The organism is Streptomyces sp. NPDC091416 (genome assembly GCF_044756845.1).
GTDB lineage: Bacteria > Actinomycetota > Actinomycetes > Streptomycetales > Streptomycetaceae > Streptomyces.
The window spans coordinates 981,402-993,933 of sequence record NZ_JBIVTU010000001.1 but is presented as its reverse complement, the minus strand read 5'-3'; the positions used below and the strand labels follow the sequence as shown (position 1 = coordinate 993,933).

17 protein-coding genes and 3 tRNA genes are annotated in these 12,532 nt (G+C 71.5%); 13 read left to right on the top strand and 7 right to left on the bottom strand.

The genetic code is table 11. From position 1 onward, the window contains the following. Positions 1–35 precede the first annotated feature (35 nt). The 4 genes from mscL (at position 36) to ACIQMX_RS04400 (ending at position 2,343) form a co-directional block, all read left to right on the top strand. Positions 36–500 carry a large conductance mechanosensitive channel protein MscL gene (gene mscL, locus ACIQMX_RS04415; protein WP_363071463.1) on the top strand — a complete coding sequence of 155 codons (465 nt, stop codon included), beginning with the start codon at positions 36–38 and terminating at the stop codon, positions 498–500. A gap of 192 nt (positions 501–692) precedes the next feature. Then, on the top strand, positions 693–1,556 hold the full coding sequence (gene htpX, locus ACIQMX_RS04410) for a zinc metalloprotease HtpX (RefSeq protein WP_363071465.1): 864 nt from the start codon (positions 693–695) through the stop codon (positions 1,554–1,556). After that, on the top strand, positions 1,553–1,945 hold the full coding sequence (locus ACIQMX_RS04405) for a YccF domain-containing protein (protein ID WP_359078255.1): 393 nt from the start codon (positions 1,553–1,555) through the stop codon (positions 1,943–1,945). The genes htpX and ACIQMX_RS04405 overlap by 4 nt, the downstream gene beginning before the upstream one ends. Before the next feature lie 122 nt (positions 1,946–2,067). Continuing rightward, positions 2,068–2,343, top strand: coding sequence for a GlsB/YeaQ/YmgE family stress response membrane protein (locus tag ACIQMX_RS04400; protein WP_402474831.1), 276 nt, complete (start codon positions 2,068–2,070; stop codon positions 2,341–2,343). On the opposite strand, the gene ACIQMX_RS04395 is transcribed toward ACIQMX_RS04400, so the two are convergent. The 3 genes from ACIQMX_RS04395 to ACIQMX_RS04385 form a co-directional block, all read right to left on the bottom strand. Further along, positions 2,304–3,020, bottom strand: coding sequence for an alpha-ketoglutarate-dependent dioxygenase AlkB family protein (locus tag ACIQMX_RS04395; protein WP_402474830.1), 717 nt, complete (start codon positions 3,018–3,020; stop codon positions 2,304–2,306). The two genes, ACIQMX_RS04400 and ACIQMX_RS04395, sit on opposite strands and share 40 nt — an antisense overlap. Continuing rightward, the gene (locus ACIQMX_RS04390) at positions 3,020–3,538 is read right to left on the bottom strand and encodes a methylated-DNA--[protein]-cysteine S-methyltransferase (RefSeq protein WP_363071471.1); all 519 of its coding nucleotides are present in this window, start codon (positions 3,536–3,538) and stop codon (positions 3,020–3,022) included. Before ACIQMX_RS04390 ends, ACIQMX_RS04395 begins: the two co-directional genes overlap by 1 nt. A gap of 149 nt (positions 3,539–3,687) precedes the next feature. After that, positions 3,688–4,176, bottom strand: a complete 489-nt coding sequence (locus ACIQMX_RS04385; protein ID WP_363071473.1) for a YajQ family cyclic di-GMP-binding protein — start codon at positions 4,174–4,176, stop codon at positions 3,688–3,690. A 214-nt stretch (positions 4,177–4,390) separates the two neighbouring features. Here ACIQMX_RS04385 and ACIQMX_RS04380 point away from each other — a divergent pair. Together ACIQMX_RS04380 and ACIQMX_RS04375 are read left to right on the top strand one after the other, a co-directional pair. After that, positions 4,391–4,472 (top strand) — tRNA-Tyr (locus tag ACIQMX_RS04380). A 75-nt stretch (positions 4,473–4,547) separates the two neighbouring features. Then, positions 4,548–4,997, top strand: coding sequence for a DUF523 domain-containing protein (locus tag ACIQMX_RS04375; RefSeq protein ID WP_402474829.1), 450 nt, complete (start codon positions 4,548–4,550; stop codon positions 4,995–4,997). A gap of 30 nt (positions 4,998–5,027) precedes the next feature. Here ACIQMX_RS04375 and ACIQMX_RS04370 read toward each other — a convergent pair whose 3' ends face one another. After that, complete coding sequence (locus ACIQMX_RS04370) at positions 5,028–5,684, bottom strand: SDR family oxidoreductase (protein WP_363066970.1); 657 nt, start codon at positions 5,682–5,684, stop codon at positions 5,028–5,030. 34 nt (positions 5,685–5,718) lie between these two features. Beyond that, positions 5,719–6,996 (bottom strand): amidohydrolase family protein, encoded by a 1,278-nt coding sequence (locus ACIQMX_RS04365; RefSeq protein WP_363066971.1) that lies wholly within the window; start codon positions 6,994–6,996, stop codon positions 5,719–5,721. Between the two features lie 277 nt (positions 6,997–7,273). On the opposite strand from ACIQMX_RS04365, the gene ACIQMX_RS04360 reads away from it, so the two are divergent. From ACIQMX_RS04360 to ACIQMX_RS04335, 6 genes are all read left to right on the top strand, one after another. Next, a tRNA-Thr gene (locus ACIQMX_RS04360) sits at positions 7,274–7,346 on the top strand. A gap of 46 nt (positions 7,347–7,392) precedes the next feature. Next, positions 7,393–7,465: transfer RNA gene (locus ACIQMX_RS04355), tRNA-Met, on the top strand. Between the two features lie 90 nt (positions 7,466–7,555). Then, on the top strand, positions 7,556–7,720 hold the full coding sequence (gene rpmG, locus ACIQMX_RS04350; protein WP_003956487.1) for a 50S ribosomal protein L33: 165 nt from the start codon (positions 7,556–7,558) through the stop codon (positions 7,718–7,720). 121 nt (positions 7,721–7,841) lie between these two features. Beyond that, positions 7,842–8,294: a MaoC family dehydratase N-terminal domain-containing protein gene (locus ACIQMX_RS04345; protein ID WP_363066972.1), complete on the top strand. Its 453-nt coding sequence runs from the start codon at positions 7,842–7,844 to the stop codon at positions 8,292–8,294. Continuing rightward, entirely contained in the window at positions 8,294–8,722 is a 429-nt protein-coding gene (locus tag ACIQMX_RS04340) for a MaoC family dehydratase (RefSeq protein ID WP_148020205.1), read from the top strand. The genes ACIQMX_RS04345 and ACIQMX_RS04340 overlap by 1 nt, the downstream gene beginning before the upstream one ends. Before the next feature lie 293 nt (positions 8,723–9,015). After that, positions 9,016–10,071: a UDP-N-acetylmuramate dehydrogenase gene (locus ACIQMX_RS04335; protein ID WP_402474826.1), complete on the top strand. Its 1,056-nt coding sequence runs from the start codon at positions 9,016–9,018 to the stop codon at positions 10,069–10,071. A gap of 9 nt (positions 10,072–10,080) precedes the next feature. Here ACIQMX_RS04335 and ACIQMX_RS04330 read toward each other — a convergent pair whose 3' ends face one another. Further along, on the bottom strand, positions 10,081–10,716 hold the full coding sequence (locus tag ACIQMX_RS04330; protein ID WP_402474823.1) for an NAD(P)-dependent oxidoreductase: 636 nt from the start codon (positions 10,714–10,716) through the stop codon (positions 10,081–10,083). 87 nt (positions 10,717–10,803) lie between these two features. Here ACIQMX_RS04330 and ACIQMX_RS04325 point away from each other — a divergent pair, with 87 nt between their 5' ends. After that, entirely contained in the window at positions 10,804–11,409 is a 606-nt protein-coding gene (locus ACIQMX_RS04325; protein ID WP_363066975.1) for a helix-turn-helix domain-containing protein, read from the top strand. An 87-nt stretch (positions 11,410–11,496) separates the two neighbouring features. Here ACIQMX_RS04325 and ACIQMX_RS04320 read toward each other — a convergent pair whose 3' ends face one another. After that, positions 11,497–12,519 (bottom strand): adenosine deaminase, encoded by a 1,023-nt coding sequence (locus ACIQMX_RS04320; protein WP_402474821.1) that lies wholly within the window; start codon positions 12,517–12,519, stop codon positions 11,497–11,499. Positions 12,520–12,532: the final 13 nt, after the last annotated feature.

The window sequence follows — 12,532 nt, the reverse complement described above, 5'->3', positions numbered from 1 at the left end:
ACAGCCTTCACATCACCACAGAGGAGCCGGAAGCAGTGCTGAACGGGTTCAAGGACTTCATCCTTCGCGGCAACGTCGTCTCCATGGCGATCGGCCTCGCCGTCGGAGCGGCGTTCACCGCGGTCGTCACCGGATTCAGCAACGCGTTCATCGTGCCGCTGATCGGCATCATCACCCGCGGAACGGGCGACTTCAGCAAGGCGCACTTCAAGTTCGACGGCGTGACGTTCCCCTACGGCCTCTTCGTCAGCGCCGCGATCGCCTTCCTCATCACCGCCGCGGTCCTCTACTTCTGCGTCGTCGTACCCATGGCGAAGGTCCAGGACCGCTTCACCGCCAAGAAGGACCAGGAGCAGGTCGACATCAAGGCCGCGCTGCGCGACTGCCCCCGCTGCTACACGTCGATCCCCGCCGTCGCCTCCCGCTGCGCCCACTGCACCAGTGAGGTCGAGCCCGACCCCGAGGCCCTGGCGCTCGCGAAACTGCCCGTCCAGCGCTGACCGGCGCCACCCTCCACCCGTACGGCCTACGGTCCGCTCCGGCACGAACGCCCGGAGCGGCCGGGCCCCGCGGCCGTGAGCACAAGGGAACTAGCTTTCCTCGCCTGGCGTTGACCAGTACGGGAGGCTCCACTGGGGAGTGGAGCACCACCAAGCAAGGGTTCCCCTGCTGCACCATTTGGAGGGCGTACCGTGCACCGCCGGCACAACGGGCTGAGAACCGCCGTACTCCTCGGGGGCCTGTCCGCACTCATCATCGTCATCGGCAGCTTCTTCGGACGTACGGGCCTGATCGTCGCGCTCCTCGTAGCCGTCGGCACCAACGCCTACGCCTACTGGAACAGCGACAAGCTGGCGCTGCGGGCGATGCGGGCGCGCCCGGTGAGCGAGTTCGAGGCGCCGCAGCTCTACCGCATGGTCCGTGAGCTCTCCACCGCGGCCCGTCAGCCCATGCCGCGGCTCTACATCTCCCCGACCCAGGCCCCCAACGCCTTCGCGACCGGCCGCAACCCGCGCAACGCCGCGGTCTGCTGCACCGACGGCATCCTCCAGATCCTGGACGAACGGGAACTGCGCGGCGTCCTCGGCCACGAGCTCAGCCATGTCTACAACCGCGACATCCTGATCTCGTCCGTCGCCGGGGCGCTCGCCTCCGTCGTCATGTTCCTGGTCAACTTCGCCTGGCTGATCCCGGTCGGCCGCTCCAACGACGACGACGGTCCCGGCATCCTCGGCATGCTCCTGATCATGATCCTGGGCCCGCTCGCCGCGTCCGTGATCCAACTGGCCGTCAGCCGCTCCCGGGAGTACGAGGCGGACGCCTCGGGCGCCCAGCTGACCGGCGACCCGCTCGCCCTGGCCAGTGCCCTGCGGAAGCTGGACGCCGGCACCAAGCAGCTCCCACTGCCCCCCGAGCCCCGGATCGAGACCGCGAGCCACATGATGATCGCGAACCCGTTCCGCCCCGGGCAGGGCATGTCCAAGATGTTCTCGACCCACCCGCCCATGGCCGAGCGCATCGCCCGGCTCGAGCAGATGGCAGGTCATCGCCCATGAAGACAATTCTGAACGTCATTTGGCTGGTCCTGTGCGGCTTCTGGATGTTCCTCGGATACATCCTCGCCGGACTCCTGCTGTGCATCACGATCATCGGCATCCCGTTCGGCCTGGCGGCCTTCCGCATCGGCCTCTACGCCCTGTGGCCCTTCGGCCACCGCGTCGTCGACCGCCGGGACGCGGGCGCGCCCTCCTGCGTCGGCAACGTGCTCTGGCTGGTCCTCGCCGGCTGGTGGCTGGCGCTCGGCCACATCACCACCGGCATCGCGCTGTGCATCACGATCATCGGCATCCCGCTGGGCATCGCGAACTTCAAGCTGATCCCGGTCTCCCTGATGCCCTTCGGCAAGGAGATCGTCAGCACCGACGACGAGTTCGCCGGCTGGTAGCCCGACCGCGCGCCGAGCGGCGCACAGGCGGTTCACAGCAGTTCACAGCCGTCTTCCGCAACCACCCGACCTGGTACGAACGTCTTGGATTCCAGGACCGAGTGGCGGGTAGGTTGGCGTGCATGACCATCATCGTCTGGATCATTCTCGGACTCGTCGCGGGCGTCATCGCCAAGATCCTGCTGCCGGGCCGCGACCCCGGCGGCCTCGTGGGGACCACCCTCATCGGGATCGTCGGCGCCTTCCTGGGCGGCTGGATAGCGACACGCTTCCTGGACCGCACGATCGACAACGAGGACATCTTCGACCCGGCGACCTGGGTGTCGGCCATAGGCGGCTCGCTCGTCCTGCTGATCGCCTACCGGCTGCTGTTCGGGAACTCCCGCGAACGCCGCTGACGTGCCTCGTCGGGCCCCGGGGCGCCGAGACCCGTCTGGCGCAGCGTCAGGTTGAGCCGGCCACGGCTCATTCCCGTCCCGGGACCCGCCGTGCCGGGACGGACCCTCGGCACTCCGTGGAACGCGTGACGCGACGGCCCGCCGAAGACGAACAGGTCCCCGGAGGCCAGCTCCACGTCCGTGTAGGGCCGCCCCCGGTTCTCCGTGTTGCCGAACCGGAAGACGCACGTGTCGCCGATGCTGAGCGAGACGACGGGGGCACCGGACCGTTCCTCCTTGTCCTGGTGCATGCCCATCCGCGCGGCGTCGTCATAGAAGTTGATCAGCGCGGCGTCGGGCGCGTACGTCCGTGCCGGACCCTCCGTCCCGTACGCCTCCGCCACGGCCGCCCGCCCCAGCTCCGCCAGCCACTGCGGGAACGGCGCGACCGGCGCGCCGTTCACGTCGTCCGCCGTACGGGTGTACCGGTAGGGCTGCCAGTGCCATCCCAGGCACACGGTCCGCACCGACATCACCCCACCACCCGGCAGCGCCGTGTGCCGCAACGGAACGGGCCCGCGCGCCCATTCCCGGCACGCCTCCACCAACTCCCGCTGCTGCCCGGCCGACAGCCACTCCGGTACGTGTACGGCGCCCGGCGCGACCACCGCACGCGGCCTCGGGAAGAGCCCCGTCATCAGCCCACCGCCAGGGCGCCCTCGAGCCCCAGAAGCCGCTCCTTGCTCTCCAGGCCGCCCGCGTAGCCGCGCAGCGCCCCGTCCGCGCCGATCACCCGGTGGCACGGCCGCACGACCAGCAGCGGATTGCGCCCGATGGCGGTCCCCACGGCCCGGACCCCCGCCCCGGCGGAACCGACGCGCTCGGCGATCTGCCCGTACGACACCGTCTCCCCGTACGGGACAGCGTCCAGCGCGGCCCAGACCCGGCGCTGGAAGTCCGTGCCCCGGCCGTCGGCGTACCGGATCTCGAACCGGGTCCGCCGCCCCTCGAAGTACTCCCGCAACTGGGCGGCGATCCCCTCGAACGCCGCCGGGTCGTGGCGCCAGCCGTCCTGGACGACCGCCGCGCCCTTCTGCCCGGGCAGGGAGAGCGAGACGAGCGCGACCCCCGCCGCGGTACCGGCAGGGCCCGCGGCCTCCTCGCCGACCAGCAGCAGCTCACCCAGCGGGCTGTCGACCGTCGCGTACATGGTCATGACTCGTCCCTCTCCTCGTCCGTCGGCCGCCCGATCAGCGGCCGGCACGGACCAGTCTGCGTCGCCCGAACCCCCGCGACCGGCGGAATTCGGACATGCAGTCCGGGTGCGGAGCAGCGCGTTCCGCCCCGCGCCCGGACCGCCGCGTCCTACCGGTAGTTCGTGAACTGGACGTCGAAGTCGAAGTCCTGCCCCTTCAGCAGCGCCTGCACGGCCTGCAGGTCGTCCCGGCTCTTCGAGCTGACCCGCAGCTCGTCGCCCTGGACCTGGGCCTTGACGCCCTTGGGACCCTCGTCGCGAATGATCTTCGCGACCTTCTTGGCGTTCTCCTGGGAGATGCCTTCCTCGATCGTGCAGAACAGCTTGTACTCCTTGCCGGACAGCTGCGGCTCGCCCGCGTCCAGCGACTTGAGCGAGATGCCGCGCTTGATCAGCTTGGACTGGAAGATGTCGAGGATCGCCTTGACGCGCTCCTCGCCGCTCGCCTCCATCAGGATCTTCTCGCCGGACCAGGAGATCGACGCCCCGGTGCCCTTGAAGTCGTAGCGCTGGGAGATCTCCTTGGCGGCCTGGTTGAGGGCGTTGTCGACCTCCTGCCGCTCGACCTTCGAGACGATGTCGAAACTGGAGTCGGCCATGACGTGTGGCTCCTTGTATCGGGGTGCTGGAAAGGAAGTGCTTGCAGCGGCGGTCACGGCACCCTCGGGCACCACGCCGCCCACAAAGCCTAGCCACCCGCGCCCGTCCCGGCCGCTGATCAATCCAGTGGCGGAGCACCCCCGGGCATCAGGTATCGTTTACGTCGTTGCCACAGAGCGCCGCCGCAAAGCGGGACTCACGGCAGCATCCCTTGGCGGTGTGCCCGAGTGGCCAAAGGGAGCAGACTGTAAATCTGCCGGCTCAGCCTACCCAGGTTCGAACCCTGGCGCCGCCACAAAGCAAGGCCCCCGTCCTTCGGACGGGGGCCTTCTCTGTTGTGTGACCCTGTGCCGTGACGAGGGGCCTGAACATGGAATCCGTACTGGTCAGCGCGTGCCTGCGGGGCGTTCCCTGTCGGTTCGACGGGCGGGGCAGGGCTTCGGCGGAGACGACCGCCGCCCTCGGCGGACGGGTCCCCGTCCCCTTCTGCCCCGAGGTCGCCGCGGGACTGCCCACGCCCCGCAGCCCCGCCGAGATCGTCGGCGGCGACGGGCACGATGTGCTGGACGGCCGGGCCCGTGTCGTGGACGACACCGGACACGATGTGACCGACGCCTTCGTGGACGGCGCCGGGCGGGCGCTGGAGGCCGCGCGCGGGGCGGGCTGCACCGAGGCGCTGCTCATGGCCCGCAGCCCTTCCTGCGGGCGCGGCACGGTCTATGACGGTACGTTCGCCGGCGGGCTGCGCGAGGGCGACGGGGTGACCGCCGCCCTGCTGGAGCGCCACGGCATCGCCGTCCGCCCCGCGACCGGCGGCTGACCGGGCCGCGGGCTCCTCGCGGCCCGCGGGTCAGTTCCCCGCGATGTCCTTCACCGCGACCGACACCGGGACGTTGCCCGAGATCAGTTCCAGCGTCAGCCCCGCCGCCGCCGGGGTGTCCAGCAGCTCCGCGAGCGCGGCCGCCACATCGTCGCGCGGCACCGGGCCGCGCCCGGTCGACGCGGCGAGCAGGACCTGGCCGGTGCCCGCGTCGTTGGTCAGCATCCCGGGGCGCAGGATCGTCCAGTCGAGGGCCGTCTGCGCGCGCACGTACGCGTCCGCAGCGCCCTTGGCCCGCAGGTAGACGTCGAACACCTCGTCGCCCGGGTGGTCCGGGTCGGCGCCCATGGACGACACCACGAGGTAACGCCGCACCCCCGCCCGCTGCGCCGCGTCCGCGAAGAGCACCGCGGCTCCCCGGTCCACCGTGTCCTTGCGTTCCGTGCCGCTGTCGGGGCCCGCTCCGGCCGCGAAGACCGCCGCGTCGGCGCCTCTCAGTACCTCGGCGGCCTCCTCCACCGTGGCCGACTCGAGGTCCAGGACCACGGGTTCGGCTCCCGCGGCACGGAGGTCCTCGCTCTGCTGCGGGTTGCGGATGATGCCCGCGGCCTCGTCCCCGCGCGCAGCGAGCAGCCGCTCCAGCCGCAGCGCGATCTGACCATGTCCACCTGCGATGACAATGCGCATGCAGTCGACGGTACGCCGCGGAGCGCCGCGGCGCTCAAGGCCCGCCGCCCGTGCCGGAATCCGGCCTCCCCTGGCGGGGCAGCCCGGACGAACCGCCCGTCTCGGAGTCGCAGTACTCGCGTACCGCGCTGGTCCGGGCGACCACCCGGCCGCGGTGCACCACGATGCGGCTGTACGCCAGCGAGAGCACTCCGGCCAGCTGTTCCCCGCGCACGGCGAGCAGCTCCGCGGGGAAGCCCGCCTCGACCCGGACCTCGGGCAGCCCCATGGCGCGCCTGGCCTCCGTGGAGACGGCCTCGTAGGCGTGCTCGGCCCGTAGCCCGCCCTGCGACGCCAGCAGGAAGGCGGCCTCCAGCGGGTCGCCGCGCCCCACCGGGTTGGCGAGGTCGCGCAACGCCCCGCTGCCCGCCGCGACCCGCACGCCCGCCGCGCGCAGCAGCCGAACGGGAGCGGTGCCCCGGCGCCCGGCCCCGCCGCAGCCGCCCTGGGGGAGGCAGACGACCGTCACAGCGGCTGCGGCGAGCTGGTCGGCGGCGCGGCCTGCCGCCTCCTCGGGAAGCCGGGAGAGGCCCGCGCAGGGGCCGATGGAGACCTCCTGCCGCATTCCGCCCGCCATCGCGGCGAACCGGGCCAGCCGGGCCGGATCGTCACTGTCCGTGTGCAGGTCGACGGGGCAGCCGTGCTCGGCGGCGACCTCCAGGACGGCCTCCGTGTACCCCGCCGGGTCCGGGTCCAGGTCGGGACAGCCGCCGACCGCGGCGGCGCCCATCTTCAGCGCGTCGCGCAGCATCGCCAGGTTGCCGGCGCCCGCGACGCCGGTGAGCAGCCGCGGGACGGCGACCGCGGTCAGATCGGCGAGCCCGCGCAGCGAGCGACGGGCCTGCAGGACGGCTTCGAGGGGGCCCAGGCCCTGTACGTCGCCGATGCGTACGTGTGAGCGCAGGGCGGTCGCACCGTGGCCGAGCTGCAGCAACGCGGCCTCGGTGGCGCGTCGCTGGACATCGTCGGGGAGCTGTGAGGCGGGCCCCGGGGTGCCGGTTCCGGCGCCGTCCGCGGTGAGCGCGGTGTCGCTGTGGGCGTGCGGTTCGGCGGGCGCGGGGAGCAGCAGGTGGCCGCGCAGATCCAGGCGGGGGCCGGGCGCCACGAGGCTCCCGGCGGTACCGACGGCCTCGATGCGGCCCCCGCCGAGCCGTACGTCCACGATGCGGCCGTCGGCGAGACGGGCGCCGCAGAGCGTCAGCGCGGAGCTCGCCGGGCTGCCGGTGGCGTCGGCCGGGTGGTCGTCCGGCCGCCGCGGCTGACTGTCGGGCATCGCGGCTCCTGGGAGGGGGTCAGGATCACTCAGAGTGAGACGAGCCTAGGGGTGTGCCGGGCCCGGTTCGAGGAGGAGCGAAATAGTCGTACCGGCGCGGTCCTGTGTGACGCGGGGGGCCGGGGTCCACGTGAGGGGCAGGGGTGGACGAGTGGCTGATCAAGGGCCCGGAGGGGGGTCTGCCAAGGGCGTGGAGCGGTACCGGTCAAGGGCGCGGGACGGGGCTTCGAAACGGATTTGGGCGAACGGCGACCGACGTGTAATGTCTTCATCGCTCGCCCCAATAGCTCAGTCGGTAGAGCGTCTCCATGGTAAGGAGAAGGTCTGCGGTTCGATTCCGCATTGGGGCTCTGGTGATCGGGAAACCCCGCTTCGGCGGGGGGACTCAGTCATCAAAGCGGTGTAGCTCAGTCGGTAGAGCAAGCGGCTCATAATCGCTGTGTCACCGGTTCAAGTCCGGTCACCGCTACTAACAGTAGCCGATTGTGGGGTCGGTCCTCCGATCGGCTACTCTTTTTTTTGCGTTCATCCGTCCACCGTCCGTCCAAGGAGCACTCACGTGGCTGCCACCGACGTCCGCCCGAAGATCACGCTGGCCTGCGTGGAGTGCAAGGAGCGGAACTACATCACCAAGAAGAACCGGCGTAACAACCCGGACCGTCTTGAGATGAAGAAGCATTGCCCGCGCTGCAACTCGCACACTGCGCACCGCGAAACGCGCTGAATCAGGCTCGTACACGAGGCCGTCCCCACTGGGGGCGGCCTCGTGTCGTTTGTACTGGGCTGTAGCCGTTGCTGTAGCTGTGCTGCGGCCCCTTCATCTTTCACCAGGAGGTTGCGAGCTCATGGCGCTCGACCAGTCCTTCGTGGGGCGGACCTATCCGCCCACCCCGGCGTACGAGGTCGGCCGGGAGAAGATCCGAGAGTTCGCCGAGGCGGTGGGCGACACCAATCCGGCGTACGTCGACCCCGAAGCGGCCAGGGCGCTCGGCCACGGCGATGTCATCGCGCCGCCGACGTTCGTGTTCTCCATCACCTTCAAGGCCGCCGGCCAGGTCGTTCAGGACCCGCTGCTGGGCCTGGACTACAGCCGGGTCGTGCACGGTGACCAGAAGTTCGTCTACGCACGTCCGGTGCGGGCCGGGGACCGGCTGACGGTCACCTCGACGATCGAGGCGATCAAGTCCCTGGCGGGCAACGACATCGTGGACATCCGCGGCGAGGTCCACGACGAGTCCGGTGAGCATGTCGTGACGGCGTGGACGAAGCTGGTGGCGCGCGCCGCCGAGGAGGCGTGATGACGGCGAAGGTGAGTTACGACTCGGTCGAGGTCGGTACGGAGCTGCCGCCGCAGTCCTTCCCGGTCACCCGCGCGACGCTGGTGCAGTACGCGGGCGCGTCGGGCGACTTCAACCCGATCCACTGGAACGAGAAGTTCGCGCGCGAGGTCGGGCTGGAGGACGTGATCGCGCACGGCATGTTCACCATGGCCGAGGCGATCCGCGTGGTCACGGACTGGGCCGGCGACCCGGGTGCGGTCGTCGAGTACGGGGTGCGGTTCACCCGGCAGGTCGTCGTCCCCAATGACGACAAGGGCGCGCTGATCGAGGTCAGCGCCAAGGTGGGCGCACTGCTGGACGACAAGCGGGTACGTGTCGACCTGACGGCGACGAGCGGCGACAAGAAGGTGCTGGGCATGTCCCGCGCCGTGGTGCAGCTCGGCTGACACCGTCGCGACGTGCTGACGTAAGGGGCACGGTCCTTGGGGCCGTGCCCCTTACGCATGGCACGGTGCGGGCCTGCTTGCCGTCGTGGCGGGCCTCACACTCCAGGCCCCGGGTCTCGCCCTGTTCGCCCGCAGCCCTCGCCCCTGACGTCTCCTGCGCGGCCCGGCGGCCCGGATTGACGGCGCAGAGGCGGACCGGGGCGGGCGCTCCCCGCAGGTGCCCGAGCGGGCCGCGCGGACACGGCCCCCGCCCGCGCCCGGGAGGCGCGGGCGCGGACCGTAGGCTTGCGTCCGTGCAGGAACTCCACGACACGCCCCTCGCCCCCCTGACCACCTTCCGGCTCGGCGGCCCCGCCACCCGGCTCCTCACCGCGACGACCGACGCCGAAGTGGTCGAGGCCGTGCGCGAGGCCGACGACAGCGGCACCCCGCTCCTGATCATCGGCGGCGGCAGCAACCTGGTCATCGGCGACAAGGGCTTCGACGGCACCGCCCTGCGCATCGCGACCAAGGGCTTCGTACTGGACGGGCCCACGCTCGAACTGGCCGCCGGAGAGGTCTGGACGGACGCCGTCGCCCGCAGCGTGGAGGCCGGACTGGCGGGCCTCGAATGCCTGGCCGGCATCCCGGGTTCGGCGGGGGCCACCCCGATCCAGAACGTCGGGGCGTACGGGCAGGAGGTGTCGTCCACCATCACGGAGGTCGTCGCCTACGACCGGCGCACCCGGGAAACGGTCACGATCCCGAACTCCGAGTGCGCCTTCGCGTACCGGCACAGCCGCTTCAAGGCCGAACCCGACCGGTTCGTGGTGCTGCGTGTCCGCTTCGGGCTGGAAGAGGCGGGCGGCCTGTCCGCGCCCCTGAAGTACCCCGAGACGGCACGCGCCATGGGTGTGGAGGAGGGTGAACGCGTTCCCGCCGCGGCCGCCCGGGAAACCGTGCTCCGGCTCCGCGCCGGCAAGGGCATGGTGCTCGACCCCGAGGACCACGACACCTGGTCGGCCGGCTCCTTCTTCACCAACCCGATCCTGGACCCGGCACAGTTCGAGGCCTTCCTCGCCCGGGCGGCGCAGCACCTCGGGCCGGATGTCACGCCCCCCGCCTTCCCGGCGGGCGAGGGGCGCACGAAGACCTCGGCGGCCTGGCTCATCGACCGGGCCGGTTTCACCAAGGGATACGGCTCCGGGCCGGCCCGCATCTCCACCAAGCACACCCTGGCCCTCACGAACCGCGGCGCGGCGAGCACCGAGGACCTGCTGGCCCTGGCGCGCGAGGTCGTCTCCGGCGTCCACGACGTCTTCGGTGTCACGCTCGTCAACGAACCGGTGACCGTCGGCGTGAGCCTGTAGGCGCGGGCGTCAGTACGCCACGCCCACCCCCTGCCTGACCGACGACGGGTCGTCGGTCAGCGCCAGCATCGCGTGCGCCACGTCGGCCCGGGAGATGGACCGGCCGCTGCGCGGATTGGCGCCGACGACCGTCCGGTAGCGGCCCGTCAGCGGGCCGTTGGTGAGCTTCGGGGGACGTACCGACGTCCAGTCCGCGGCGGAGGCGGCCAGCGCGGCCTCCATGGCGGTGAGGTCCGCGTAGACCTCCTTCAGGACCGCGCCGATCATCGCGAGCATCATCCGGTCGATCAGCGGGTCGTCCGCGGGCTTCGGGGCGACGGGGGCCGCGCTCACCACGAGCAGCCGCCGGGTCCCCTCCGCCTCCATGGCCGTCAGGACGCCGCGGGTCAGCCGCTCCGCGATCCCGTCGGCCTTCCGGCCCTGGGCGCCGAGACCGGAGAGCACCGCGTCGCGGCCCGCGACCGCCTCACGGAGCGCCTCAGAGTCGTCGATACGGGCCGCGGTGTGGACCGTGATGCCGGAGAGCGGCACCGGCAGCCTCGCCGGATCGCGGACCACCGCCGTCACCTCGTGCCCTGCCGCCACCGCCTGGCGGACGATCTCCTGTCCGATGCCGCCTGTCGCGCCGAACACGGTGAGTCTCATGGCGTACCCTCCTCAGGTGGGTAAGTATTCACTCACCTCTAGAGTGAGCGTGTACTCACCCACTCGTCAAGCTTCGTCGGAGTGAACATGGAGCAGAAGCCGGCCCGCGCCCGCATCATCGACGCCGCCCACCGGCTGATGCTCACCATCGGCCTGGCCCGTGCCACCACCAAGGAGATCGCCCGCGCCGCAGGCTGCTCCGAGGCCGCGCTGTACAAGCACTTCCCGAGCAAGGAAGAGCTGTTCGTGGTGGTGCTGAAGGAGCGGCTGCCCAAGGTCGACGGGGTCCTGAAGCGGCTCATCGCCGATCCGGGGGCGGGGGAGCGGACGGTGGAGCGGAACCTCACCGAGATCGCCCGCGAGGCCGCCCTCTTCTACGAGCAGAGCTTCCCGATCGCCGCGTCCCTGTACGCCGAGCCGAGGCTCAAGGCGCGCCACAACACGGCCATGCGCGAACTGGGAACCGGTCCCCACATCCCCATCCGCGGGCTGGACGCGTATCTGCGCGCCGAACAGGCGGCGGGCCGGGTGCGGGCCGACGCCGACACGTACGCGGCCGCCTCCCTGCTGATGGGGGCCTGCGCCCAGCGGGCCTTCGCCTACGACGCGACGGAGACGGGGGAGCCGCCGCAGCCGCTCGACGCCTTCGCGGCCTCGGTGGCGCGGATGCTGCTGAGCGGGCTCACGGCGTAGGGCCTTCTGCCCGGCACCAGGGCCGGGGCGCCGGACCCGTGAGCCCGGCCCGGTCCGGACAGGCGGCCCCGGGCGGTACCCGGATCGTCAGCCCGCCGGCTCGGCCAGCCAGGCGTCGACGCCCGCAAGAAGCTCCGAACGGACCGCTTCGGGCGCCGCCGAACCCCGTACCGACTGGCGTGCCAGCTCGGCCAGCTCCTCGTCGGTGAACGCGTGATGGCGGCGTACGAGGTCGTACTGCGCCGCCAGGCGGGACCCGAAGAGCAGCGGGTCGTCCGCGCCGAGCGCCATCGGCACCCCGGCCTCGAACAGAGTGCGCAGGGGGACGTCGGACGGCTTCTCGTAGACGCCGAGCGCCACGTTCGACGCCGGGCACACCTCGCAGGTCACCCCGCGCTCCGCCAGCCTGCGCAGCAGCCGTGGATCCTCGGCCGCCCGGACCCCGTGCCCGACCCGTGCCGCGTCGAGGTCGTCCAGGCAGTCGCGGACGCTGGAGGGCCCCGAGAGCTCACCGCCGTGCGGGGCCGCCAGCAGGCCGCCCTCCCTGGCGATGGCGAAGGCCCGGTCGAAGTCGCGGGCCATGCCGCGCCGCTCGTCGTTGGAGAGCCCGAACCCGACGACGCCCCGGTCCGTGTACCGCACCGCGAGCCGGGCCAGCGTCCTGGCGTCCAGCGGATGCTTCATCCGGTTCGCCGCGATCACCACCCGGATCGGCAGCCCGGTATCGCGCGAGGCGCTGTCCACCGCGTCCAGGATGATCTCGATCGCCGGGATGAGCCCGCCGAGCAGGGGTGCGTACGAGGTGGGGTCGACCTGGATCTCCAGCCAGCCGGAGCCGTCCGCCACGTCCTCCTGGGCGGCCTCGCGCACCAGCCGCTGGATGTCCTCGGGAGCCCGCAGACAGGACCGGGCGATGTCGTAGAGCCGCTGGAAGCGGAACCAGCCGCGCTCGTCCGTCGCCCGCAGTCTGGGGGGCTCGCCGCCGGTCAGCGCCTCGGGCAGCCGCACGCCGTACTTGCCGGCGAGTTCGAGCAGCGTCGTGGGCCGCATCGACCCGGTGAAATGCAGGTGCAGGTGGGCCTTGGGCAACAGCCGTACATCACGCTCCATCCATGGATCTTGC